This is a genomic window from Pseudomonas sp. OVF7 (assembly GCF_030644265.1).
Taxonomy (GTDB): Bacteria; Pseudomonadota; Gammaproteobacteria; order Pseudomonadales; family Pseudomonadaceae; genus Aquipseudomonas; species Aquipseudomonas gorinensis.
In genome coordinates, this window is the sequence record NZ_CP128996.1 from 1754178 (window position 1) to 1777124 (window position 22947).

Consider the following 22947-nt stretch of genomic DNA (forward strand, 5'->3'; position numbering starts at 1 on the left):
GATTCCCTTTTTGGTCAGGCCCACTTACTTTTTTGTGGCTGGCCAAATGTCTAAATTTCGACGACCTGAACAACTCGACTTACTGCCCTATATAGCGAAATGGCTTGCGCTTGCTGGTCTTGTAGCTCTTTTGGCAGGCTCTGCTTCTGCGTTATTCCTCCTTTCTTTGGATCATGCCACCCAGTGGCGAGAAACCCATCCCTGGGTGATCTGGCTCCTGCCAGTGGCCGGCTTTGCTGTGGGACTTGCATATCACTTGATAGGCAAACCCGTTGATGCCGGAAACAACCTGATCATCGATGAGATCCATGATCCTAAGAAGATCGTGCCTTTGCGCATGGTACCGATGGTGCTGATCGGAACCGTGGTTTCCCACCTTTTTGGTGCATCTGTGGGACGTGAGGGGACGGCGGTGCAAATGGGCGGTGCCCTTGCCGATCAACTGACGCATGTCTTCCGTCTGCGCCGCGAAGACCGTCGGGTGATTCTCATGGCCGGTATTAGTGCTGGCTTTGCGTCCGTCTTCGGCACCCCTCTTGCCGGGGCTTTATTCGGACTTGAAGTATTGGCCATTGGACGTATGCGTTACGACGCGCTTTTCCCTTGCGTGGTTGCGGCAATCGTTGCTGACCAGGTGGGGCAAGCCTGGGGCGTGGTTCACACGCATTACGTCATTGGCGAAGTGGTTCCGGTGCAGCTGTGGAGTGTCATGGCTGTGGTGGTAGCTGGGATTGTCTTTGGCCTTACCGGCCTGCTATTCGCGACAGCGACCCACAAGCTCGGAGCCTTCGTTAAGCGGCTTATCACCTATTCACCATTAAGACCCTTTGCCGGCGGCCTGCTGATCGCAGTCGCAGTGTGGGCGCTCGGTAGTAACCATTACATCGACGTTGATAAGTACATCGGGCTAGGCATTCCGAGCATCGTCCAATCCTTTCAAATGCCAATGGCCCCTTGGGATTGGCTTGGAAAGATGGTGTTCACCGTTGTCTCCTTGGGCACTGGATTCAAAGGCGGTGAAGTGACACCGCTGTTTTACATCGGTGCCACCTTGGGGAATGCGCTGGCTCCCCTCTTGCACCTTCCCTTCGGCATGCTGGCTGGTATCGGCTTTGTCGCCGTCTTTGCCGGTGCAGCTAATACGCCACTGGCAACCATCGTTATGGCCATGGAGCTCTTCGGGCCCGAAATTGCTCCGCTTGCAGCCATTGCCTGTATCGCAAGTTACCTCGTATCCGGACACACCGGGATCTATCACGCCCAGCGCGTCGGCCACAGCAAGCATCACCGTCCTCTTCCGGAGGAAATCCGGCTCTCTGATATCAAGCAATTTCATGCTCAAAGTGAATCCGCCAGCGAGCGGAAAGTGACTCTTGTGGGGGAAGAGAAATGATTGAACATCACCAAGATCGCCTGACAGCTTTGCAACTCTATTTTCCTGGCGCTAGCCGGGCTCGCGTGACCAGCTTCTGGCACCACCTAAGCGCACCTGCACTAGCCCAGCACCTCCTTAAAGTTGCTCAAAAAGCAAAAATTGAGCAGGTCATGCTCAAGACGATTTCTGCAGGTTATTTGCCAGGCCATCGCATCTCCCATCATCACCCGGAGCTTGGCGATATGCGTCATCCCCAGTGTCTGGAATTGCTAGATACAGAGGACAAGCTGCGCGCATTCCTGCGCGACCACGCTGACGAGTTACGCAAGGTGCGAGCAGTTCTTCTCTTATGTGAGTTACCGCTCACTAACGCGTCGTAATTCAGTTTGAAAACAGCTCGGAAATGAAGAAGTAAGGCCGACCGAAGCGTCGGTCACTCGCCACATTAGAGGATGTAGCTATGAACGGCTTTCAGCTGACGTTTTTCACCGAACAGAGTACCAACTACCAGCACCTTCCACTGGGAGAGTGGTTGGTCGAGTTCGCCAAGCGAGAGGGCGCGTTGGGTGCGACGTTGGTGAGCGGTACGGAGGGGCTAGATCATTTGGGGCATTTGCATACGGCGCATTCCCTCAGCGGTGCCGATCATCCCGTCACGGTGACTATATCCACTGATGAAATTGGGTGCGACAGGTTGCTGGAGGCATTGGCCAAGGAGTCGTTTTCACTGAGCTATATCAAATTGCCCATCGAATACGGTCGAGTGGGCCAGGCGAAAAACTAAAAAACGCACCTTGTTGGACAACCAATAAAAAGGATAACGCCATGTACCGAGTTTATAACCTACGTCCACAGCCAGCCCCTGCTAACTGGGCTCGTGACAACAAGACGCTTCTCGTAGGACTGGTTTTCTGGTCACTTTTTCTGGCCGGCATCGCAGGCAGTCAAAAGGTCTCGAGCGAGGGGTGGTACATCGTCACCTCGCTCGAAGGCGCATTGGTCACGATGCGTATGCCCAGTGAGAAGTCCTGCAAGGCCGACGTAGCCCAGACCTGCGTACCGGGCTACGAGCTGAGAGCACAGCAACATTGAGCGCGATGGCGGTTGGCAATCCAAAGATGAGATCGCGAAATGGAGCTCACCGACGTCGGCTCATCAAAATCATTTTAGAGAATTGGGAGACCACATGAGCGCAGTGACGCTGAGCATCGTATTCGGGCTTGTGATGGGCAGGTTTTTCACAGGATCTGTCTATGAGTTCGCCGCGCTTTTCATCGTAAGCGTTGGAGTGTCCTTGCTGACCTTTTATCTGCTAAATCAAAGGCGCGCCAGGCTACAAGCCCAAACGGCGTATTGCTGCTCTGTAATGGTTGCTTCAAACCAAATGATGGAGCTTTTCCAGATGGCAAAGGGAGGGCAGTTCATACCCTTGGTGGGAGAGATTCCTGAACTAATTATTGGAGGCTTCTTGGTTCCCGCAATTGCGGTGTCGGCAGTGCAGCTGTTCAGGATACTCATGGAGAGCTGACGTCCGACATAGAGGCCTCTCAACGGTTTCACATGGTTAATGACGTTCCCGAATCGTTACTTGGAGAAGATCTATGAAAACGCAAATTCAGGCCATTTATGCACGTGAAATTCTCGATTCACGCGGCAACCCTACCGTTGAAGTCGACGTCACCTTGGAGTGCGGCGCCATGGGCCGGGCTTCAGTACCGTCCGGTGCCTCTACAGGCGTTCACGAAGCAGTTGAGTTGCGTGACCAAGATATACAGCGGTATTCCGGCAAAGGAGTATTGAAGGCCGTTAGCAATGTAAATACCGAAATACTTGAGTCTTTGAGAGGCCTGGATGCGGCTGACCAGGAACAGGTTGATCATCTGATGATTAAGCTGGATGGAACCTCTGATAAATCCAGGCTTGGAGGAAACGCGATCTTGGGCGTGAGCCTCGCCGTTGCCAGAGCGGCGGCTTCTGCGCTGAACTTGCCCTTGTTCCAATATCTGGGCGGCGAGCAAGCAGCAAGAATGGCCGTCCCAATGTTCAATATTCTCAATGGCGGTGTTCACGCCAACTGGCAAGGCCCTGACTTTCAGGAATTCATGATTGCACCTACAGGAGCTGGCAGTTTCAAGGAAGCCTTGCGATGGGGCGCTGAGGTGTACCACGAGCTGAAAGCGGTGCTTAAGGACGCCGGCTATTCAACTGCGGTCGGAGATGAAGGCGGCTTTGCTCCGACGCTCAAGAAAAACTCAGATGCCATTGAGCTGATCATCAAGGCAATTGAAAGGGCCGGTTACGCCCCTGGATCTCAGATCGAGATCGCTATCGATCCAGCATCCAGCGGTTTCTATGAAAACGGTCTTTACCATCTGCGATCGGAAGGTCGTAAGGTCGATGCCCAAGAGCTGATTAGCCTCTATTCCTCCTGGGTCGACAAGTACCCGATTGCGGTACTGGAAGATGGCCTCGCGGAAGACGATTGGTCGGGCTGGAAGCTATTGAATACTGCGCTGGGTGACCGGATCGAGTTGGTTGGAGATGACCTGTTTGTCACCAACGTCGAACGGGTTCAGCGAGGCATCACAGAGAATGTCGCAAATGCCGTACTGATCAAACCCAATCAAATCGGAACCCTGACTGAGACCAAAGCCGCCATCGAAATGGCCTACGGTGCTAACTGGGGCGCAATGGTTTCTCATCGTAGCGGCGAGACTGTAGATAGCTTCATCGCTGATCTGACCGTTGCCATGGGGACTGGCCATCTCAAAACTGGAGCTCCATGCCGAGGCGAACGCGTCGAAAAATATAACCAGTTTTTGCGCATAGAAGAGCATCTTGGAAGCCGTGCCATTTATGCAGGACATGATGCGTTTGTGCGGTGATATCCACCGGCTTGAGTCCAACCAGATTGAAACGAGAGAGACGTAATGACTCCGTCAGAGAAGCTAGTCGACTGGAACCGGAGATGGAGAATCCAGGGCGGCATTGTCATTTGTAGAAAGTGCGCGGCGCAGCAGCCCGAGACATTGAGTGATCAACCGTTCGCACACCACTTTGACTGTGATGAGGAAAGCTCGAAATCTCCGCGACCATGGACTGACTTGGATGCGATCAGGAAGTCATTCGTCCTGCAGCCGGGAAATCTGTTGGTTTGGTCAGCGTAAAAATCGAATCACGTGTATCCGTTGGCAAAAAAGTCAGCGGCCTTAGCCTTTCATAGACGCTTGGAGATATGAGCATGAGCTACGCGGACATTCCAGCTGGTAACGCAATCCCCGATGACTTCTTCACCGTTATCGAGATTCCTGCAAACCACTCGCCGATTAAGTACGAGGTGGACAAGCCGAGCGGACAAATTTTTGTTGACCGCTTCCTCAGCACACCGATGTTCTATCCGGCCAACTACGGGTTTATCCCGAACACGCTGAGCGACGATGGCGATCCTCTCGACGTTCTGGTGATTTGCCCATATCCCGTCTCACCTGGTGTTGTAATCCGCAGTCGCCCGGTTGGTGTGATGTACATGACTGACGAAGCCGGAGCGGATGCCAAGGTGATCGCAGTGCCTCATGAAAAACTCAGCTCTATGTACAGCGACGTCAAGGAGTGCTCAGACCTCCCTGCGTTACTCCTCGCGCAGATCCAGCACTTCTTCGAAAACTATAAAACATTGGAGCCAGGCAAGTGGGTGAAGATGGGCCGCTGGGGGAGCTCAGATGAGGCGCGGGAAGAGATTCGCAAATCGGTAGCTGCATATATCCCCAAATAGCTCTTCCGCCAGTTGGAATTCAGCCGGGAGTCGAACTGAGGGGCGCGTGATTTGTAATTGGCCTCTCAGTCGCCCGGAACATTAAATATCGATGGAAACACGCGCATGGAAAAATGGGTGGCTTATGCCTTCATCTCAATGTTTTTTGCCGGGTTTACTTCTGTGATCGCCAAGATGGGACTCGCAGGCATTTCAGCTGAGCTTGGTCTAACAGTTCGAACCCTGTTCGTGTGTGCCTTTGTACTCGTATTCGCCGCCTGGGCTGTTCCGACACAGGAAGTGGCCAACATCACAAGCCGAAATCTGTATTGGCTAGGACTGTCTGGCGTCACCACTGCCTTGTCATGGATCTTCTACTACAAGGCACTGAAAGTCGGGGATGTCGCCACGGTGGCACTGATCGATAAAGGTAGCGTGGTCGTTGCCATGCTGCTCGCCGGCCTGGTGCTTCGAGAGATCATCACGTTGCGCATGATCGCCGGTGCGGGCTTGATCGTGGCAGGTTTGTTGGTCATAGCTAAAAAGCCCTGACTAGCCTGCAAGTCAATGTTCTGCTCGGAGCATAACTCTGTACCACGCGTTCCAGAGCCCTAGGGGATAGGTTGAGTCTTATCTTAGCCTAGGACAATAACTGTTACAGGCTATTTGCTCAGCCATATTGATAAACCTCGGATGTTAAAATAATCGCTTTAGATCAAAGCGCAAGGAAACTGATGACCCACAATAGAACTTCCGCAGAAACCCCTAGAGCGGCTGCAATCTTGGCTCGCTTCCTGTCATCGGAATCCGCTGGAGGTCTTGTGTTGATGGGGGCAGCTTTGGCTGCGCTGATTGTCGCTAATTCGCCTCTATCCCAAGGTTACTTCGCAGCCTTGCACAGTGTCTGGTTGGGCATGTCTGTCGAGCATTGGGTCAACGATGGCCTGATGGCCATCTTCTTTCTAATGGTCGGCCTGGAGATCAAACGAGAAGTGCTGGCAGGTGGGCTTTCCACCTGGGGCCAGCGTGCCTTGCCGGGATTTGGTGCTATAGGCGGCATGGTTGTGCCTGCGCTGATCTACATCGCAATAAACTGGGGTAATACTGAGACCTTGAAGGGCTGGGCCATCCCAGCCGCTACCGACATCGCATTCGCCCTGGGCGTCTTGTCGCTGCTGGGTAAGCGAGTCCCGACTTCGCTGAAGGTTTTTCTCGCTGCCTTGGCGATCATTGACGACCTGGGGGCTGTGGTCATCATCGCTTTTTTCTACACCACTGGTCTTTCCATGCCGATGTTGCTGGCATCGCTCGCAACTCTGGTCATTCTGATCGCAATGAATCGATTGGGCGTCAGACGATTGCTCCCATATTTGCTTGTCGGTGGTGTGCTGTGGTTCTTCGTGCTGCAATCTGGGGTGCATGCCACCCTTGCTGGTGTCGCTGTAGCGCTGTGCGTCCCAATGGGCAAGCCTGAAGAGGAAGCCCGGTCTCCACTGCTGTTCCTAGAAGAAAAGCTGCACATGTGGGTAGCGTTCGCTGTGGTGCCGATTTTTGGCTTCGCAAATGCTGGGGTTTCACTGGCAGGTATTTCCATGGAAAACCTGGTCGATCCAGTTCCGCTGGGTGTTGCGCTCGGCTTGTTGGTGGGCAAACAGATAGGCATTTTCCTATTGGCGGCCTTAGCCATTCGTCTGGGCTTGGCCAAGTTACCAGAAGGAAGCACCTGGACTCAGCTTTACGGCGTGGCGCTGTTGTGTGGCATTGGCTTCACCATGAGCCTATTCATTGGCAACCTGGCGTTTGCCGGATCAGCTCACTTGATTGATGAAGTCAAAGTTGGGGTCTTGATCGGTTCGATCCTGGCTGCGTTTGGCGGCATCATAGTTCTTAGCCGTAGCAGTGTTCTCGCAGGTGCCGCAATAGCCAAATAGCCTCGATTGGATTGACCACGGTATTTCTGAACAGGCAGAAAGGCCGTTTATCTGCTGGGCTTCTGAGTCAGAGCCACAACCTTTCCGCTGGAGACCGCTTTTAACTCAGCCATTTCGAAAAGGAGGCGCTGGTTTACAGAAGCGATTCGGGCAAGCTCCGCCAAAAGCTGGTCGTTTTCCGCACGAAGCGCCCTGTTTTTCTCCTTCTCACTCATCAGTGCTTGGTGCTTCGAGTCTCGCTGGGCGCGCACCGACTTGCCCATGAGAGTGCGAATTTTTTCCGCCACCGCTGGGTAGGTATTATGAATGAGACCCGGCGTAACACCTGCTGCTCGGGCAACCGAAGCAATGGAGAGCTTTTCGTTGCCTGCGACGAGGCCATCAATGACCTTATCTAGCGCGGCGAGGGTCTTCGACCTTGAACGGGCTGGTGTCTGATCCTGAGTAGACTTATTCACCATTTACAGCCTCGTCCGTCTCATCGTTTATGGGAGAGAGCCCCAAACTGGTGATGACGTCGAGTGCGACTTGCAAATCGCGCGCTGCTCGCTGCGTAACGGCAGGGCCCGCGTCTTCGATCTTAATCAACTCTTGCTGCTGGATATAAATGTCCTGCCAGGTGCCAGCGAAGAATTCATCGATGACTGAATTTTTGCACCCTGGGCACCGTGTGGCCTCATATAGACCAGCACCTCCGCAGCCCCGCTCCGTGGCAATGCACCATCCGTGTCCAGTCGCACGAATGTTGGCATGTGGAGCGGTCTGGGCAAGTAGAGCTGCTCTATCCTTGATTGGGATCGCCCGCAATTCCACAATCTTTTCGCCTGCGCCCCCAGCCAAGGGCTGGTCACCGAGCCATGATTCGATCAGATCGATTTTAAATTCTGTCATCTGCTGAAAGATCTCATCAAAAAGCGTCAGGTCTTGCTGCGGATTGGATGCATAGAGTTGAGTCATGCTCATGCTACTGTGTTTGAACTGCCACTTTAGGTAGATTAACGAAGTGCGACCCATACGGGACTCAACAAAACACCTTGCATAGGTTCGCCTGCATTGGTGCGTCCTCAATGGCCAATCACTTCCAGCGGCTTTAGCTATACGGTCAAACGCAGCATTGGATGCTTGCCCGCTAAGCGCCTCAACATGTTTATCCTGAAGTTTACCGCCCTGGGCGTGTCGCCCCAAAAATAGTTTCTTCGAGTCCCTGCGAGCCTTTTCCAGCCTCAGAAGGTGCTCGGTGGGATTACTGGGATCGATAGTTCTTGCAAGATTTCTAATCTCTAGTTCCAGTTCTTTCCTGATAGGAACCGAGTATTTGGCCAAAAGCTCCAGTGCATCTAGAGTCAATTCTGGGACGAGATACTCTACGCGCCCCTTGCCCGTCTTATGTTCTATTGTGGATACCCAGCAAAATTTAACTCCATTTTTGATCTCTCTACGCCAAGCGCCAACCTCAATCCCAATGGCCTCGTCATTACGCATGCCGCTAGTGATTGAAACTATATACAGCACAGCATCTCTGCATCGAATCGACATTCGCTCATCACTAGGATGATATCCTATACCACTGACCGCTAACTCAGCTTTCATCTCCCGAACGATACTTTCGCAATAGTTGAAAATTTTAGATTGTTCACCAGAAGGAATAATATCCGTCCGCCCAACGTTTTTATTAGCAGAAGCCGATCCTTTTACTTTGCTAACTCCGCAAATTCGCCATAATTTAGAGTTACCCCAAGGATCACTCTGAAGGGGAAAAATCGTATCAGCAGCAAATACCCAAAGGAAATCAATAACCCGTAACCGTCCATAGAGCGGGAGCGGCCTTAACTTTAATTCATTCTTGCAATGATAAACATAATTACTGATATGGATCGGACGAACATCCGCAAACCTTGAAACTCCCAGATTGTTCAACCAACGAATAAAGGGCATCACACTTGCAACAGCGAAAGTAGTGATACCCCGTGCGATAGGAGGCTTGGAGCTAGGTAGACCTCGCTTAAACCATGCGTAAGCAACAGCTTTGCAGTCATCAATGAGCGCCCGAGGCATGCTCATATCCCAATTGATAAATTTATAGGAATGGGCAACATTGGCCTGATCAAAAAACGGACGAAGATCCCACTGCGCATCGCCAAACCTGCTAAGCACCAGAGTTTCCCCACGGTCATTAACGATGGCACTGATCACAATAGCATTTCGTTCTGCGGGACTCAGACCATTGGCTGTCACCGGTTGCGCAATGAGGACATCATATGCCTTCAACAACGCATTCGTGCTTCTTATGTTCAAATCCCGCCGCCCCTTCTTTTCTTCATGAACTCGATCTTTTTAGCCCAGAACAAGTGCGGAGATGATTCAGCCTTTGCCTTTGCTCGCTTAACCAAAGCGGCATCAAATTTTCGTGAAGTGAACTCATTGATAAGTTTAATATAGTCAAACTGCCGCCTACGCCATGCCTCCCACTCATCAGTGAGAAAATATTCGACTTCGGCGTAAAGGAACTGTTGGTAACTGAACAGCCGGTATAAGTCCTCCTGTGTGCCTACAATCGCATAGCTGGGACAACCGAGGCAGTGAATAAACTCCGAACAGTGATTTACGCCATCCTTGGGCGCCCGACTACCATAAAGGCTATCTTTGCAGCCGCCTGGCGGGGTAGGTGTGACGTGGATGCCCCGTAGCTTGTCTGGAAAAGCCTCCCCGACAAAAGTTGCGCCTTCGGTCTTAATTTCATCATTAATTTTTAAGTAGTGATTATCCGCAACGCCTGGCGTATGGCCCATGACAGAGGACACTTCTAAAATGTCTCCACCGCTCAGCTTCCACAAACGGCTTTCCATAGTCTTCCGCAGCCGACTAAGCGTGACATGCAGTCGATTACCTAGATCGTCTTGAAGTGCATGACGCTCACAAATATTTTTGGTAGTCACGTATAAAGCGCCGGGCGTAAGGGTAACAATATTGTTCGCCCCACCCCGTTGCCCTGAGCGATACAACCATACATATGAACAAATCTCCTCGGATGCCAGCGCCACAAGTGGCTTGCTGATTTCAAGGGCCTTATTCAAGACTGCAACCCCATCGAGCGGAATGGCGCTGTAATCGTCTAGCAGATTAGTTTGACGTATTGTTTTACTCTGCGCACCTTTGCCCCGCCGCTTGATAGTAGTTATCAATCTGAGATTTGGCACAAACGGGTGAGGCTTTAGGGCATCTCTCGTCATTTCTAAAAGTGGCGTGGTATTAATACCTGATCTTGCCGCCGTGATTAGTAGCATCACTGCCATGGCCTCTGCTCCATTGCCAAGGAACGTGCCCTTATGGATAGCAACAAGGTCGGACTTTAATGCCCCGAGTAGCCTTTGCATTTCCCCCATGGTGAGCGGATCTGCGTCTTTCGTATTCCGCGCATTGTTGGGGAATGGATTTGGCGGCAAGAGATCGTCAGTATCGGTTTCTACAAATCCATAATCAGCTAGAACAATGACCAATGACTTAAAGCTGGTGTAGTAGTTCTTAGCCGTCGAGCCATTGGGGTACTTTAGCTTTAGCCAAGAGATATAACGTTCCAAATGACGTTTGGTCAGGCCGTTCGGCGTTGTGGGTGGCGACTCGACCGAGCCTCCACCTAAGAAACTCAGAAAGAACCTCAACCCGTTCACAGAGTAACCAATCAAAGTGGCTACGGAGAAGTTTCCTCCTTGCAGCAACGCCCTGATAACGTAAATGCTTTGAATTGCCCAGGCGTCGAAGCCCGAACCTAGGTATTGAGAGTGGTCGAGCTGCCTATGATTTCTCGGGTTTCTCGGCAAATCAATTTTGATGCTATCTTCGACAGCCTCGAATCCTTTCGTGACGGATTGCAGGGCCGCCTTATAGTTCTTTTGCCGGGCCAACGTAACTACCTCAGGTGCGCTTAGTGGAGTCAGCCGTGAACATCATGTCAATTTCGTCCTCATGCGCAAGAACGGATTGAGCCTCCAGCTGGTTGATGAGGTGCAAGTAGATCATCGTTGTTTGAACATCTGAATGCCCCAACCTGTCTCTGACATACAACAGCGGCTCACCTTCAAATTCTTTGCTTTTTCTAAGGGCAAGCAAGGTATAAGTCCCGTAAGTGTGGCGTAGCATATGAGCCCGAACATAGAAGCCGCACTTTCGCTCATAGGACTTCATAACGTCCACTACGGAATCCTTTGAATAATGCCTGCCTTCATTAGTTAGGAGTAGCGCAGTTACACCTCCATCACCATTGGACTTACGAACCTCTCGCTGGTGAAGGGAATAAGACCACATGCTCTCCATCAGCGACCATGGCACATCGATAGTCCTGGGCTTGTCGTACTTGATATGCATGTCTGAAGGATCAAGAGCAACGCTGACCATTTGCCTTGGGCGCAGTCCATTTTTTAACCTAGGGTTGAACACATATTTGAGAGGAAAAGACCTGGCCTCACAGGAGCGAAGCCCTGTACGCACCATGAGGTGAAATAATATCTGGTGGCTTGGATCAGTATCCAAGGCAACGCATACCTTGACTTGATCCTTGGTCAAGAATTTGGTCAGGCGCTTTCGGTCACGCACCATCACCGAAGCCTTCGTGCTCTCGGCTCCGGGTTGAGCAACATGACTGAGAAGACCGGAATGTGGAGCCACCCTGACCCTTTTCTCCCCGAAGGGCAGCACGGTTATCAGGTTGCGCTGCTTGGCCCATCGGTAGAACTTCACAATCAGGGCCAAGCGACTGTTCACCGTTTTGGGATCAAGCGCTAATTCTCCGCTAGACCAATCCCTGTACCTCGACAGGATGCTCAGACCATGGGCCGGGCTTTCCTCGTTCCAGGCCAAACCATTGGCCTCCAGGAAGGCGAAATAATCGTACAGACGCCGCCCATAGGCTTCCCAAGTCAAATCGCTTAGGGCCTCACCTGACTCGATGAGCGTGTGCCAAAGGAAGGACTGGGCTGGCTCGACTGGCCATCCCTCTGACCCGATCAGCAAAGGAAAGCCTTCAAAGGATCGACCTGCCAATGCTAGGTCTTTTGTTGCGAATACCAGCCTCATGCCGCTGCCCTAAACCACCACCAATGGATTGCCTTATGAAGTCTGGAAACTATTGTTCCAAAGGGGTTCAGAAGGTGGCGCGGACTCTACAGGATTTACTAACGATTTCTACCCCTCAGATCATTGTTGCTCAGCACCACGATGGGCACCTTCGCTAGGTCAGGCCGGAATACCCGCTCGCAGCTGGCATAGAAGCTGTTGCAGTCGATCAATGCGAAAGTTGGCTGCTGCTTAGACATGGCTGCGCACTGTGCTGGTGATCACGCCCCAGATCGACAGTTCGTCGCCTTAGAGAACATAGCGTGCCGGGAACTTGGGGTTTTCGGAAAGCAGGACCACCTCCCGGCCACGCTTACACAAGCGCTTGCAGACGGGCTCATTGTTCAGCAGTGCCACTACCACATGCCGGAAAAAAGGGGATTTATTTAAGGGCCTCGCATCGCACGACCAACACCCCGCCCCCTCAAACCCATTCCTGATAAACTGCCCACCCTTCGCATTCTCCATCCCAGATCCCAATGCCCTCAGAAATAGCTACACCGCATGCCCTCTCCCGCCGCTTCTCCGTCGCCCCGATGATGGACTGGACCGACCGCCACTGCCGGTTCTTCCTGCGCCTGCTCTCCAAGCACGCCCTGCTCTACACCGAGATGGTCACCACCGGCGCAATCCTCCATGGCGACCATGACCGCTTCCTGCGCCATAACGAAGCCGAGCACCCTCTGGCGCTCCAGCTTGGCGGCAGTGTCCCCGCTGACCTGGCCGCCTGTGCGCGTATGGCCGAGGCCGCTGGCTACGACGAAGTGAATCTGAACGTCGGCTGCCCGAGCGACCGGGTGCAGAACAATATGATCGGCGCGATCCTGATGGCTCACCCGGCCTTGGTGGCCGATTGTGTGATGGCGATGCGCGATGCGGTGTCGATTCCGGTGACGGTCAAGCACCGCATCGGGATCAATGGGCGGGACAGTTATGCCGAGTTGTGTGACTTTGTCGGGACGGTGAAGGACGCGGGCTGCAGCAGTTTTACGGTGCATGCTCGGATTGCGATTCTGGAAGGGTTGTCGCCAAAGGAGAACCGCGACATTCCACCCTTGCGCTATGACGTGGCGGCGCAGTTGAAGCAGGACTTCGCTGAGTTGGAGATTATTCTCAACGGCGGCATCAAGACGCTGGAGCAGTGCCATGAACATTTGCAGACGTTTGATGGGGTGATGCTGGGCCGGGAGGCTTATCACAATCCGTATCTGCTGGCGGAGGTGGATCAGCAGTTGTTTGGCAGTGAAGCGCCGGTGATCAGCCGGGCGGAGGCGTTGGCGCAGTTGCGGCCTTATATCGCTGAGCATTTGGCGGCGGGTGGGGCGATGCATCATGTGACGCGGCATGTGCTGGGATTGGGCACCGGTTTCCCTGGGGCGCGTAGATTCAGGCAGTTGTTGTCGGTGGATATTCATAAGGCTGCGGATCCGTTGGCATTGTTGGATCAGGCAGGGGCGTTGTTGGAAGGGCGTTGATTGGATAGCTTGCAGGGCGTCGGTTGGTTATTGATGAACTGACACACTGCCATCGGGGGCAAGCCCCCTCTCACATTGGGTGCAGTGTGTCCAGGGAAGGCGTCAGTTGGCATGAAGGCGTTATCCAAGTGTCATCGGGCAATTGGGTTGAACCTGTGGGCCGTTCTGGCCTCCTATTCAGCAGCAAGGCCCGTCATTCAAACGGCTGTTTTCAGGTTGTTGCCCTCGCAAACGATCGAACGCATTTGCGCCCTTGAGCGCCTGTCGGCGCTCGGGTAATGTCATCAGACCCATAGGACAGAGCACGCCCATGACTTCCAAGCTGGAACAACTCAAGCAGTTCACCACCGTCGTAGCCGATACCGGCGATTTTTCCACCCTCGCCAAGCTCAAGCCGCAAGACGCCACCACCAACCCTTCCCTGCTGCTCAAGGCCGCGTCCATTCCGGGCTATGCCAAGCTGCTGGATGAGTGTGTGCAGGACTGCAACGGTGATGTCGGCCTGGCCAGCGACCGGTTTGCGGTAGCGGTGGGTCAAGAGATTCTCAAAGTGGTACCAGGCCGTATTTCCACCGAAGTGGATGCCCGCCTGTCGTTCGACACTGACGCCGTACTCAAGCGCGCGCACCGTCTGATCGACCTGTATGAAAAGGCCGGCGTCGGCCGCGACCGCGTATTGATCAAGATCGCCTCCACCTGGGAAGGTATCCGCGCGGCGGAGAAGCTGGAAAAAGAAGGCATCCAGACCAACCTGACCCTGCTGTTCTCGTTTGCCCAGGCCGTGGCTTGCGCGGAAGCGGGTGTGTTCCTGATTTCGCCATTCGTAGGCCGGATCTACGATTGGTACAAGAAAGCCAATGGCAACGACTACAGCGGCTCGGATGATCCTGGCGTGCAGTCGGTGACGCGCATCTACAACTACTACAAGGCCAACGGCTACAAGACTGTGGTGATGGGGGCGAGCTTCCGTAACCTGAGTCAGATCGAAGAGTTGGCTGGGTGTGATCGCCTGACGATCAGCCCGGACCTGTTGGAGAAGCTGGCGGCGGACGAAGGCAAGCTGGAGCGCAAGTTGTCGCCTGGCCATGCCGGAGAGGCGCGGGTACATTTGACTGAAGCGCAGTTCCGTTGGGAGTCCAACGAGGATGCGATGGCGACTGAGAAGCTGGCAGAGGGTATTCGTCAGTTTGCTCGGGACCAGGAGAAGCTTGAGGCGCTGTTGTCCGCCAAGCTGTAAACGGACAGAGACGGCAAAAAGGGCGGTACCTGTGAGGGTACCGCCCTTTTTTGTATCGATCGCAAGCCGATCTCAGTTCAACTGTGGGAGGGGGGTTGCTCCCGATGGCGGTGGGTCAGCGAGGAATACATGGCCTTACACTGTGCTATCGGGGGCAAGCCCCCTCTCACCTACAGAGGGATCAGTGACGCTCGAGGGCGTTGACGAGGTCGTGGAAGGCTTCGCGGTTGGACTCGTTGAGGCCCATCAGGATTTTGTGCGCTTCCAGTACCTTGACCCGCACAACCTCCTCGGACTGGTCCTGGACCGGCAGGTCGGTGAGGCATTCCGGGCAAGGGATCGGGCGGTCAACGATGTTGAACACCTGGTCGAAGCCCATGGACTGCAGCAGCCGGGTGATGTCTTCGTGGGTGGTGACGACGGTGGGCAACAGGCCGACCTTCTGCCGAGACAGAATGGACAACTTGGCCAACAGCCCAAGGGTGGTGCTATCGATACTGCGGGTTTCGGTCAGATCGATCACGATCGCCGAGAAGTTCAGCGCTGTGAAAATCCGCTCAATCGTCGCATCCAGCGCCGAACACAAGGTCAGGCGCACTTCACCGACAAACTTCAGGACAAAGGTCCCGTCTTGCTCGGCGAATTGGATTCTTCCGGTACTCATCAAAGATTCCTGCTCAACACCAATAGGGCGATATCATCCGGCATCTCCCCTAGCGTGGCCAATCCAAAAACCTGCCGCAGGCCATCCAGGCTGCCGCCCGCCGACTTGACCCGTTGGGGCAAGGCGGCTTCTTTCTCTTTGAGTGTAGGCTCTGGAAGAAGGTCCAGGATGCCATCGGACATCAGCGTCAGGCTGAAGGTCGGTGGCAGCTCCAGGATGTGGTCTTCATAGGTGGCTTCATTGAACAAGCCAACGGGCAGACCCCGTCCTTCCAGGTAGCGCACACTGTCAGGTGTGTACAAAACCGGCATCGGCAGGTGACCACCAATGCTGTAGGTCAAAAGACCGGTTTCTTCATCGATCACGCCGCCCACCATCGTCACGTGCTTGCCCAGCTTGCAGCTGATCAAGCCTCGGTTGATGTGGCCCAGCACCTCGGAGGGAGTGAACTCCGGCAAGGTGCCATTGCGCTTGGATTCAAACAACAGCCGTGTGGTCATGAATTTCAACAACACGGTCACAAAAGCGGAGGAAGCACCGTGGCCGGAGACATCGGCCAGGTAGAACGCCACGCGGCGCTCGTCGACACGGAAATAGTCGACAAAATCACCCGACAGGTACAACGACGGAATGATCTGGTGTGCAAACTTGAACTCGTCGATGGTCCAGGGGCTGACCGGCAGCATGTTCATCTGCACCTGGCGACCGGCGTTCTGGTCCTCCTGGAGCAGGTTCAGGCTGGCTTCGAGTTCACGGTTGGCGGTTTCGAGCTTTTCGCGGTAACGCTGGTTTTCCAGCAGCAGGCGTGCACGATCCAGGGCACGGCGCACCGAGTGCTCCAACACCGCCAGGTCTTCCAGGGGCTTGATCAGGTAATCAGCGGCGCCCAGGCGCAAGGCCTCGACAGCGTCGTTCATGACCCCGGCGCCGGACACGACAATCACCGGCGTCTGCGGGGCGCGCTCGGTCACCTGGCGGATCAGCTCGAGGCCGCCCATCTGGGGCATGCGCAGGTCGCAGATCACGAGGTCGGGCTGGTCGCTCTCGAATACCTGGAGACCCTGTTGGCCATTGCTGGCCTGCAGGACGCTGAACCCACTGTCTTCCAAATAGGCCGCAAGGCTTGCGCGCACTACTTCGTCGTCATCGATTATCAGCAGCGTGGCACTGGTTTTTTGCATGTGGGCAAACGGCGCCAGAATTAGGTTGGCGTAGGCGACTCGGCAAAGGCCGGGCTCACTCTACTGGATTCGCTTTCTAGCCTCTCTGTCCTACAAAGCATAGGCTTTTTGCCCACGCACAACTGTAAAGCAGAGGTGCCCTTCTAAGGCGCAGACGGTACTCCCATCCGCCTGGTGTTTCAAGCTCATGCCGATGGTCGCCGGGCGTCTTTACATCGCAAATCACCGGGAGTTATAAGAACCCTTAAAACCACAACACAATGTAAGGATGGAAGCTGTGAGCGAATACGAGCGCGACTACGCTGAAAAACGCGACTTCATCCGCATGCGAGTGGATGCCGACGTGGCGTTGATCCACGCGGGCCAAGAGATTGCCGGCGTTTGCGTGGACCTTTCCAGCTCCGGGATGCAGGTGCAGGCACCGCGTCAGTTCAACGTGGGAGACCTGCTCACGGTGCGCATTGATTCAGAGCACGCGGCTCTCAAGGGCCTGGAGGCTGACACCGAAGTGGTATGGACCAAAACGGCAGGCGAAGAGCAACAACTGGGGCTTAAGATCTTGAAAATGCGCTGAAACCGCACATGAAAAAGGCGACCGCCAGGGTCGCCTTTTTTTCATTTCAAAATATCACAGCTTAAAAGTCGTCGACGACCTTGCCGTCCTTGACCTTGAACTCGCGGTTCTGCAGGTAGGCGTTACGAATAAAGGTGTACTTGTCGCCGGTGATCAGCTTCTCGCTCTCGAGCAGGCTGGCGCGGGTATCGACGATATTCAGGCCCATGGTGCTGTTGCGCCAGCCGATATCGTTCATATAGCGATATGGCTGGGTGTAGGTGTCCACATACTTGGACGGCGCATCGCGCAGGGTGCTTGGACCCAGCAACGGCAGCATCACGTATGGGCCACTGCCCACGCCCCAGTAACCCAGGGTCTGGCCGAAGTCTTCATCGCTGCGCTTGAGCCCCATTTTGGTGCCAACATCGATAAAGCCCAGCACGCCGAAGGTGGTGTTCATCAGCAAGCGAGCGGTGTCCACGCCAGCGGCGTGCGGCTTGAGCTGCAACACGTTGTTGGCCAGGTTGCCGACATCGCCGATGTTGCGGAAGAAATTGTGCACGCCGTCTTGCATGAATTGCGGGGTCACAAACTGATAGCCCTGGGCCAATGGCTTGAGGGCGTAGGTATCAACGGTGTCGTTGAAAGTGAAGATCGGGCGGTTGACGCTTTCCCATGGGTCATCTTCCGACGCTGCCTGTGCGGCGAATGGCACCAGCAGGACAGTGGCACACACCGACAACTGAGCGAAGTAGTGGCTCCAGCGCATAGCTTTTGCTCCTTGAATGGTCTGTCATGGGCGCTATGCCCTGAATAAGGCCGTCAGTATATGACGGAAGTGTGGATTTAGGCAGCTGCCAAGAAACGACAAGCTCTGAAATGGACAATTTTCCTACAATTAACGCCAGTGTCATCGACTTGTCATCCCACCCCGATAGCGTTGGAGCTATTTCAGGGATGTAGAAATGCCTCACGCCGAAATTGCCGTCGCCACCGCTCCCGCCTTGACTGCCGTGTTATTTGGCCTGAGTGGCTGCCTGGTGGATTTCGGTTCCCAGGCACGCACCGATTCGTTCTCCCCGCATTCCGAAGCTACGCCCGGCGCGCTGAAGATTCTGCGTAGCCTGAAAGAGCAAGGCGTGCCCTGCGCCTGGCTGGATGAATTGCCACCCTCGGTGACCACCCCGCTGGCTGCGGCCCTGCCCGATTGGGTCAAGGCCGCATCCCCCTCCTCCATCCGCTGGCCGGCGCCCCATGCGTGCTGGCAAGCGCTGATGGAATTGAATATCCCACGCCTGGAAGGCTGCGTGCTGGTCAGCGGCGAGCCGCGCTTGCTGCAATCGGGCCTGAATGCCGGGTTGTGGACCATCGGCCTGGCGTCCTGCGGTTCACTGTGCGGCCTGGCGCCCGAGCAATGGCAGGCGCTGACCGAGCAGCAGCGCGAATACAAGCGCGGCAAGGCTACCGTGGCACTGTATGGGTTGGGGGTGCATTCGGTGATCGATCATCTCGGCGAGCTCGGCACCTGCCTGGCGGACATCAGCCTGCGCCAGCTCAAAGGCGAGAAGCCCTGATCGAGATCATGCACATTCGGCCCCGGTGGATTAATCTACCGGTCAGTCCGTAGACCTTTCTCGGCGTGCCGTGGTCTATGCCAGTGCCTATCGATAAAAGGAAGAACGCCATGCCTGCCCGCGAAAAATTGCAAGAACAGGTCAATATCCTGCGCGAGCAACTGGAACAGGAACCGCCGCTGCCAGCCGAAAAACGTGAAGCGCTGGAAGCCTTGCTCGCCAAGTTCGAAGTACAACTGGAGCTGGAACCGGCCACCCAGCCACCTAGTATTTCCGACGATGTGAGTCAAGCTGCCATAGAGTTCGACGCTGAGCACCCGGTGATTTCCGGGACATTGCGAAATATTATGATCACCTTGGGCAATATGGGCATCTGACCCGACCCCAAGCCAGACACAGAACCAAAATGTGGGAGGGGCAAGCCCCCTCCCCCACGTGTTTACTGACGGGCCAGGCGCACGTTCTGGAACGCCACATCCTCAGTACTGCGGTACGGATTGATATCCAACCCACCCCGCCGCACATAGCGCGCATACACCGTCAGCTTCTCTGGCTTGAGCAAACGCTGCAGGTCGAGAAAGATCCGCTCCACGCACTGCTCATGGAAATCTGAGTGTTGGCGAAAGCTCACCAGGTATTCCAACAGGCTGGCGTGATCCAGCGCCGCCCCCCGATATTCCACCGCCACGCTGCCCCAATCGGGCTGGCTGGTGACCGGGCAGTTGGATTTGAGCAAGTGGCTGTGCACACTTTCCTCCACCACACGCGAATCGTCGCAACGCAGCAGTTCCGGGCGCGGGTGCTCGTAGTTGCTGACGCTGATATCCAGATCATCGATGCAAGTGCCCGGCAGGGCCACCACGCCTTCGGCTTCCACCTCGCCCAGGCTGCGGATGCGCACGCCCACCGGTTTGCCGGCTGCGGCGCTGAGATCAGTGCGCAACGTGGCTTCCAGGCTCTGCGTATCGGCAAACGCGGTCTGGTTCAGCGAGTTGAGGTACAGCTTGAAGGACTTGGACTCGATGATATTCGGCGAGTCAGCCGGAATACTGAATTCACCGATGGCCACCACCGGCTTGCCCGAGGGCAGCAGCCAGGACAATTCGAAGCAGTTCCAGAAGTCCACGCCTTTGTACGGCAGGGTCTCGGCGCTCAGGCCCAGTTCGGCCCACTTGGCGGCGCGCGGAATCGGGAACAGCAACGAAGGGGTGTAGGTGGAGATGTATTCACTGGACTTGCCCAGCGGCGAATGTTCGGCAGCGGGATGCATGGCGGAAACCTGGCTAAATAAACCGCGCCAGTCTACCAGCCTTTGCCCCCGCCCTTAACAAGCGCTCATTCGACGTTGAGCTTGCCGACCATGCCCGCCTGGTAATGCCCGGGTATGTTGCAGGCGAACTCCAGGCCAGTGGCCTTGGTGAACGTCCAGGTCAGCTCGGCGGTTTTGCCGGGCTCGACCAGCACGCTGTTAGGGTCATCGTGCTTCATGCCCCCCATACCACTCATGCCGCCCATATCACCGTGCCCCATGGCGCCGTGATCCATCTTGCCCATACCGGTGGCATTCAGCATGCCGCTGGCCTGCATCTGTAGCATTTCCTTCTGGTGCTCGGCATGCATCGCGGCATCACCCAGGTTGAATTCGTGGAGCAACTGGCCCTTGTTGACCAGCACAAAGCGCACGGTCTCACCGGCCTTTACGTCCAACGACTTGGGCGAAAAGGAAATATCCTGCAATGTAACTTCCACGGTGCGCGTGGCCTTGTCGGCAGTCGCTGGCTGGCCAAATGCATAGGTGTGAGCCGTTTCAGCCGCCGCCCCGAAACTCAAGGCCAACAGGCAGCCCGCTAACAACAGGGGGTTACGCAATACCATCTCAATTCTCCAAAGGTGTGGGATCAGCCTGGATAGCACTCTAAGATGACCTCGCTGCCAGCCAGCTGACTGCTAGATTACAACTTTGTCAGGTTGCGCCCCTGCCCTGCCGAGCGCGGTATAAAGCCCGTCGTGACCCGCTGCCAAGAGCTGCCCATGAAACTGCTGATCGTCGAAGACCAACCCAAGACCGGCCAATACCTGCGCCAAGGCCTGGCCGAGGCCGGTTTTACCACCGAGTTGGTGGCCGACGGCACCAGCGGCCAGCACCTGGCACTGACGGGCGACTACGACCTGTTGATCCTCGATGTGATGCTGCCCGGTCGCGATGGCTGGCAGATCCTGCAGGCGGTACGCAGCGCCGGCCTGGATATCCCGGTGCTGTTCCTCACCGCCCGCGACACGGTGGAAGACCGGGTACACGGCCTGGAACTGGGCGCTGACGACTACCTGGTCAAGCCGTTCGCCTTCTCCGAACTGCTGGCGCGGGTGCGCAGCCTGTTACGCCGTGGCAGCAGCGCCCCCCAGGACACCGCACTGCAACTGGCCGACCTGCGCCTGGACCTGATCCGCCGCCGGGTTGAGCGAAGCGGCCAGCGCATCGACCTCACCGCCAAGGAATTCGCCCTGCTCGAACTGCTGCTGCGCCGTCAGGGCGAAGTGCTGCCCAAGTCGCTGATCGCTTCCCAGGTGTGGGACATGAACTTCGACAGCGACACCAACATCATCGAAGTCGCGATCCGCCGCCTGCGCCTGAAAATCGACGACAACTTCCCCACCAAGCTGATCCACACCGTGCGCGGCATGGGTTATGTACTGGAAGAACGATGCAGTTGATCAAGCGCCTGTCCCTGGCCAGTCGGCTGGCCCTGCTGTTTGCCGCCTGCACCGCCGTGGTGTCGTTGATTGCCGGGGTGCTGTTCAACCAGGCCAGCGAAGCGCACTTCGTCGAGCTGGACCAGCAACTGCTCGACAGCAAGTTGGTCGCGCTGCGCAGCACCTTGCAGGGCGTCGACTCCGTGCAGTCATTCGTACAACGCGAAGCGCAACTGCGCGCCGAACTCAACCGCCAACCCGACCTCGCCTTGCGTATCAGTGCCGCTGGCCAGCGCTGGTTTGACGGCGCGCCGAACATCCCCCTGCCCGAGAAGCCTGGCCTGTACAGCCTGCAAAACGCCGGAACCGACTACCGTGTGTACAACGCGCCACTGAGCCCAGGCCAACCCGACTCACCGCAACTGAGCCTGATGCTCGACATCACCCACCACCAGCACTTCCTGCAACGCATGCAACATTTGATCTGGCTCACCGTCAGCCTCTCGGCCCTGGCCACCGCACTGCTCGGCGCCTGGGCCGCGCGCAGTGGCTTGCGCCCCTTGCGGCGCATGAGTGAAGTGGCCGCCGGCGTGTCGGCCCACTCCCTGACCCAACGCCTGCCCCAGCAGCAGATGCCGGTGGAACTGGCGGAACTGGCCCAAGCCTTCAACGCCATGCTCGGCCGCCTGGACGATGCATTCCAACGCCTCTCGGCCTTCTCCGCCGACATTGCCCATGAACTGCGCACGCCCCTGTCGAACCTGTTGACCCAGACCCAAGTCATCCTGACCCAGCCGCGCCCGCTGGAGGACTACCGCGAAGCGCTGCACAGTAATCTGGAAGAGCTGCAATGGATGGCGCAGCTGGTGAATGACATGCTGTACCTGGCCAAGGCTGATCATGGGTTGCTGACGCCCAAGCGCGAGCCGTTGAGGTTGGCGGACGAAGTGGATGCGCTGCTGGAATTCTTCGTCTTGCTGGCGGAAGACGCGCAGGTCAGCCTGGTGCGCGAGGGAACGGCCCACACCACCGGCGATCGCGGCATGCTGCGCCGGGCATTGTCGAATCTGTTGGATAACGCGCTGCGCTTTACGCCGGCGGGCGGCGAGGTGCGGGTGCATCTGAAGGAAGGTGCACAAGGCGTGACGCTGACAGTGGAGAACAGCGGCGAAGGCATACCGGCGGACGTATTACCGCGGTTGTTCGACCGGTTCTACCGAGCGGACCCGGCGCGGCATGAAGGCAGCAGCGAACATGCGGGGCTGGGACTGGCGCTTACCCAGTCGATTGTGCGGGCGCATGGGGGGAGGATTTATTGTGAGTCTGAGGCGGGGTGGACAAGGTTTGTGATTGAGTTGCCTGCCGGAGATTGATGCACGCTGTACCGGCGCTATCGGGGGCAA

The 22947-nt window shown here is 55.7% G+C and carries 25 protein-coding genes and 4 pseudogenes; 16 read left to right on the forward strand and 13 right to left on the reverse strand.

Annotated elements, in window-relative coordinates:
- The first annotated feature begins 46 nt into the window (after positions 1-46).
- From QU606_RS07825 to nhaA, 9 genes are all read left to right on the forward strand, one after another.
- The gene (locus QU606_RS07825; protein ID WP_047338307.1) at positions 47-1393 is read left to right on the forward strand and encodes a voltage-gated chloride channel family protein; all 1347 of its coding nucleotides are present in this window, start codon (positions 47-49) and stop codon (positions 1391-1393) included.
- Positions 1390-1755, forward strand: coding sequence for a hypothetical protein (locus QU606_RS07830; RefSeq protein ID WP_080967020.1), 366 nt, complete (start codon positions 1390-1392; stop codon positions 1753-1755). The genes QU606_RS07825 and QU606_RS07830 overlap by 4 nt, the downstream gene beginning before the upstream one ends.
- Positions 1756-1835: 80 nt before the next feature.
- Complete coding sequence (locus QU606_RS07835; protein ID WP_047338308.1) at positions 1836-2159, forward strand: DUF190 domain-containing protein; 324 nt, start codon at positions 1836-1838, stop codon at positions 2157-2159.
- A gap of 41 nt (positions 2160-2200) precedes the next feature.
- Complete coding sequence (locus QU606_RS07840) at positions 2201-2467, forward strand: hypothetical protein (protein ID WP_047338309.1); 267 nt, start codon at positions 2201-2203, stop codon at positions 2465-2467.
- A gap of 94 nt (positions 2468-2561) precedes the next feature.
- Positions 2562-2903, forward strand: coding sequence for a hypothetical protein (locus QU606_RS07845; RefSeq protein WP_173857494.1), 342 nt, complete (start codon positions 2562-2564; stop codon positions 2901-2903).
- A gap of 73 nt (positions 2904-2976) precedes the next feature.
- On the forward strand, positions 2977-4260 hold the full coding sequence (eno, locus tag QU606_RS07850; protein WP_087715969.1) for a phosphopyruvate hydratase: 1284 nt from the start codon (positions 2977-2979) through the stop codon (positions 4258-4260).
- Positions 4261-4616: 356 nt separating this feature from the next.
- On the forward strand, positions 4617-5147 hold the full coding sequence (ppa, locus tag QU606_RS07855; protein WP_047338301.1) for an inorganic diphosphatase: 531 nt from the start codon (positions 4617-4619) through the stop codon (positions 5145-5147).
- Positions 5148-5252: 105 nt separating this feature from the next.
- Positions 5253-5678, forward strand: coding sequence for an EamA family transporter (locus QU606_RS07860; protein ID WP_047338300.1), 426 nt, complete (start codon positions 5253-5255; stop codon positions 5676-5678).
- Between the two features lie 182 nt (positions 5679-5860).
- Positions 5861-7057, forward strand: coding sequence for a Na+/H+ antiporter NhaA (nhaA, locus tag QU606_RS07865; RefSeq protein WP_087715968.1), 1197 nt, complete (start codon positions 5861-5863; stop codon positions 7055-7057).
- 47 nt (positions 7058-7104) lie between these two features.
- Here the strand turns inward: nhaA and QU606_RS07870 are convergent, their stop codons facing one another.
- The 6 genes and pseudogenes from QU606_RS07870 to QU606_RS07895 all read right to left on the reverse strand — a co-directional run.
- Positions 7105-7518: a TetR family transcriptional regulator gene (locus QU606_RS07870; RefSeq protein WP_153330866.1), complete on the reverse strand. Its 414-nt coding sequence runs from the start codon at positions 7516-7518 to the stop codon at positions 7105-7107.
- A complete protein-coding gene (locus QU606_RS07875; RefSeq protein ID WP_240678625.1) occupies positions 7508-9250 on the reverse strand; it encodes a tyrosine-type recombinase/integrase in 1743 nt (580 codons plus the stop codon). Before QU606_RS07875 ends, QU606_RS07870 begins: the two co-directional genes overlap by 11 nt.
- Before the next feature lie 98 nt (positions 9251-9348).
- Positions 9349-10959, reverse strand: coding sequence for a hypothetical protein (locus QU606_RS07880; RefSeq protein WP_087715966.1), 1611 nt, complete (start codon positions 10957-10959; stop codon positions 9349-9351).
- Positions 10960-10969: 10 nt separating this feature from the next.
- Entirely contained in the window at positions 10970-12127 is a 1158-nt protein-coding gene (locus tag QU606_RS07885) for a site-specific integrase (RefSeq protein WP_087715965.1), read from the reverse strand.
- A gap of 119 nt (positions 12128-12246) precedes the next feature.
- Positions 12247-12366 (reverse strand): annotated as a pseudogene (locus tag QU606_RS07890) (hypothetical protein); the annotation flags it as partial.
- Between the two features lie 49 nt (positions 12367-12415).
- Positions 12416-12535, reverse strand: a pseudogene (locus QU606_RS07895) (LexA family protein); the annotation flags it as partial.
- Between the two features lie 110 nt (positions 12536-12645).
- On the opposite strand from QU606_RS07895, the gene dusA reads away from it, so the two are divergent.
- Both dusA and tal read left to right on the forward strand, forming a co-directional pair.
- Positions 12646-13641, forward strand: a complete 996-nt coding sequence (dusA, locus tag QU606_RS07900; protein WP_304998273.1) for a tRNA dihydrouridine(20/20a) synthase DusA — start codon at positions 12646-12648, stop codon at positions 13639-13641.
- Positions 13642-13951: 310 nt separating this feature from the next.
- Positions 13952-14878 carry a transaldolase gene (gene tal, locus QU606_RS07905; protein ID WP_304998274.1) on the forward strand — a complete coding sequence of 309 codons (927 nt, stop codon included), beginning with the start codon at positions 13952-13954 and terminating at the stop codon, positions 14876-14878.
- A gap of 181 nt (positions 14879-15059) precedes the next feature.
- Here tal and rssC read toward each other — a convergent pair whose 3' ends face one another.
- Together rssC and rssB are read right to left on the reverse strand one after the other, a co-directional pair.
- Complete coding sequence (gene rssC, locus QU606_RS07910) at positions 15060-15542, reverse strand: anti-sigma factor antagonist RssC (protein WP_024074108.1); 483 nt, start codon at positions 15540-15542, stop codon at positions 15060-15062.
- Entirely contained in the window at positions 15542-16723 is a 1182-nt protein-coding gene (gene rssB / locus QU606_RS07915; protein ID WP_024074107.1) for a two-component system response regulator RssB, read from the reverse strand. The genes rssC and rssB overlap by 1 nt, the downstream gene beginning before the upstream one ends.
- Positions 16724-17000: 277 nt before the next feature.
- On the opposite strand from rssB, the gene QU606_RS07920 reads away from it, so the two are divergent.
- The gene (locus QU606_RS07920; RefSeq protein ID WP_024074106.1) at positions 17001-17297 is read left to right on the forward strand and encodes a PilZ domain-containing protein; all 297 of its coding nucleotides are present in this window, start codon (positions 17001-17003) and stop codon (positions 17295-17297) included.
- A 61-nt stretch (positions 17298-17358) separates the two neighbouring features.
- On the opposite strand, the gene QU606_RS07925 is transcribed toward QU606_RS07920, so the two are convergent.
- A complete protein-coding gene (locus QU606_RS07925; RefSeq protein WP_024074105.1) occupies positions 17359-18048 on the reverse strand; it encodes a VacJ family lipoprotein in 690 nt (229 codons plus the stop codon).
- 196 nt (positions 18049-18244) lie between these two features.
- On the opposite strand from QU606_RS07925, the gene QU606_RS07930 reads away from it, so the two are divergent.
- On the forward strand, positions 18245-18853 hold the full coding sequence (locus QU606_RS07930) for a phosphatase (RefSeq protein ID WP_024074104.1): 609 nt from the start codon (positions 18245-18247) through the stop codon (positions 18851-18853).
- A 110-nt stretch (positions 18854-18963) separates the two neighbouring features.
- On the forward strand, positions 18964-19230 hold the full coding sequence (locus QU606_RS07935; RefSeq protein WP_024074103.1) for a DUF4404 family protein: 267 nt from the start codon (positions 18964-18966) through the stop codon (positions 19228-19230).
- Positions 19231-19292: 62 nt separating this feature from the next.
- Here QU606_RS07935 and queF read toward each other — a convergent pair whose 3' ends face one another.
- The 4 genes and pseudogenes from queF to QU606_RS32855 all read right to left on the reverse strand — a co-directional run.
- Positions 19293-20123 carry an NADPH-dependent 7-cyano-7-deazaguanine reductase QueF gene (queF, locus tag QU606_RS07940; protein WP_024074102.1) on the reverse strand — a complete coding sequence of 277 codons (831 nt, stop codon included), beginning with the start codon at positions 20121-20123 and terminating at the stop codon, positions 19293-19295.
- Between the two features lie 65 nt (positions 20124-20188).
- Positions 20189-20359 carry a plastocyanin/azurin family copper-binding protein gene (locus QU606_RS32845; RefSeq protein WP_370531107.1) on the reverse strand — a complete coding sequence of 57 codons (171 nt, stop codon included), beginning with the start codon at positions 20357-20359 and terminating at the stop codon, positions 20189-20191.
- A pseudogene (locus QU606_RS32850) lies at positions 20333-20410 on the reverse strand (copper-binding protein); the annotation flags it as partial. The pseudogene QU606_RS32850 and the gene QU606_RS32845, both read right to left, overlap by 27 nt.
- A gap of 81 nt (positions 20411-20491) precedes the next feature.
- Positions 20492-20728: pseudogene (locus QU606_RS32855) on the reverse strand (cupredoxin domain-containing protein); the annotation flags it as partial.
- A 156-nt stretch (positions 20729-20884) separates the two neighbouring features.
- On the opposite strand from QU606_RS32855, the gene QU606_RS07950 reads away from it, so the two are divergent.
- Positions 20885-21565, forward strand: a complete 681-nt coding sequence (locus tag QU606_RS07950; RefSeq protein ID WP_024074100.1) for a heavy metal response regulator transcription factor — start codon at positions 20885-20887, stop codon at positions 21563-21565.
- Positions 21562-22917 (forward strand): heavy metal sensor histidine kinase, encoded by a 1356-nt coding sequence (locus QU606_RS07955; protein WP_304998613.1) that lies wholly within the window; start codon positions 21562-21564, stop codon positions 22915-22917. Before QU606_RS07950 ends, QU606_RS07955 begins: the two co-directional genes overlap by 4 nt.
- Positions 22918-22947: the final 30 nt, after the last annotated feature.

Excerpts from the sequence above, each read along its gene's own strand:
- dusA (WP_304998273.1), top strand. The coding sequence starts at position 12,646 with ATGCCCTCAGAAATAGCTACACCGCATGCCCTCTCCCGCCGCTTCTCC.
- rssC (WP_024074108.1), bottom strand. The coding sequence starts at position 15,542 with ATGAGTACCGGAAGAATCCAATTCGCCGAGCAAGACGGGACCTTTGTC.
- QU606_RS07950 (WP_024074100.1), top strand. The coding sequence starts at position 20,885 with ATGAAACTGCTGATCGTCGAAGACCAACCCAAGACCGGCCAATACCTG.
- QU606_RS32845 (WP_370531107.1), bottom strand. The coding sequence starts at position 20,359 with ATGAGTGGTATGGGGGGCATGAAGCACGATGACCCTAACAGCGTGCTG.
- queF (WP_024074102.1), bottom strand. The coding sequence starts at position 20,123 with ATGCATCCCGCTGCCGAACATTCGCCGCTGGGCAAGTCCAGTGAATAC.
- QU606_RS07840 (WP_047338309.1), top strand. The coding sequence starts at position 2,201 with ATGTACCGAGTTTATAACCTACGTCCACAGCCAGCCCCTGCTAACTGG.
- QU606_RS07885 (WP_087715965.1), bottom strand. The coding sequence starts at position 12,127 with ATGAGGCTGGTATTCGCAACAAAAGACCTAGCATTGGCAGGTCGATCC.
- ppa (WP_047338301.1), top strand. The coding sequence starts at position 4,617 with ATGAGCTACGCGGACATTCCAGCTGGTAACGCAATCCCCGATGACTTC.
- eno (WP_087715969.1), top strand. The coding sequence starts at position 2,977 with ATGAAAACGCAAATTCAGGCCATTTATGCACGTGAAATTCTCGATTCA.
- QU606_RS07930 (WP_024074104.1), top strand. The coding sequence starts at position 18,245 with ATGCCTCACGCCGAAATTGCCGTCGCCACCGCTCCCGCCTTGACTGCC.
- QU606_RS07825 (WP_047338307.1), top strand. The coding sequence starts at position 47 with ATGTCTAAATTTCGACGACCTGAACAACTCGACTTACTGCCCTATATA.
- QU606_RS07870 (WP_153330866.1), bottom strand. The coding sequence starts at position 7,518 with ATGGTGAATAAGTCTACTCAGGATCAGACACCAGCCCGTTCAAGGTCG.
- tal (WP_304998274.1), top strand. The coding sequence starts at position 13,952 with ATGACTTCCAAGCTGGAACAACTCAAGCAGTTCACCACCGTCGTAGCC.
- QU606_RS07835 (WP_047338308.1), top strand. The coding sequence starts at position 1,836 with ATGAACGGCTTTCAGCTGACGTTTTTCACCGAACAGAGTACCAACTAC.
- QU606_RS07925 (WP_024074105.1), bottom strand. The coding sequence starts at position 18,048 with ATGCGCTGGAGCCACTACTTCGCTCAGTTGTCGGTGTGTGCCACTGTC.
- rssB (WP_024074107.1), bottom strand. The coding sequence starts at position 16,723 with ATGCAAAAAACCAGTGCCACGCTGCTGATAATCGATGACGACGAAGTA.
- QU606_RS07845 (WP_173857494.1), top strand. The coding sequence starts at position 2,562 with ATGAGCGCAGTGACGCTGAGCATCGTATTCGGGCTTGTGATGGGCAGG.
- QU606_RS07860 (WP_047338300.1), top strand. The coding sequence starts at position 5,253 with ATGGAAAAATGGGTGGCTTATGCCTTCATCTCAATGTTTTTTGCCGGG.
- QU606_RS07830 (WP_080967020.1), top strand. The coding sequence starts at position 1,390 with ATGATTGAACATCACCAAGATCGCCTGACAGCTTTGCAACTCTATTTT.
- nhaA (WP_087715968.1), top strand. The coding sequence starts at position 5,861 with ATGACCCACAATAGAACTTCCGCAGAAACCCCTAGAGCGGCTGCAATC.
- QU606_RS07935 (WP_024074103.1), top strand. The coding sequence starts at position 18,964 with ATGCCTGCCCGCGAAAAATTGCAAGAACAGGTCAATATCCTGCGCGAG.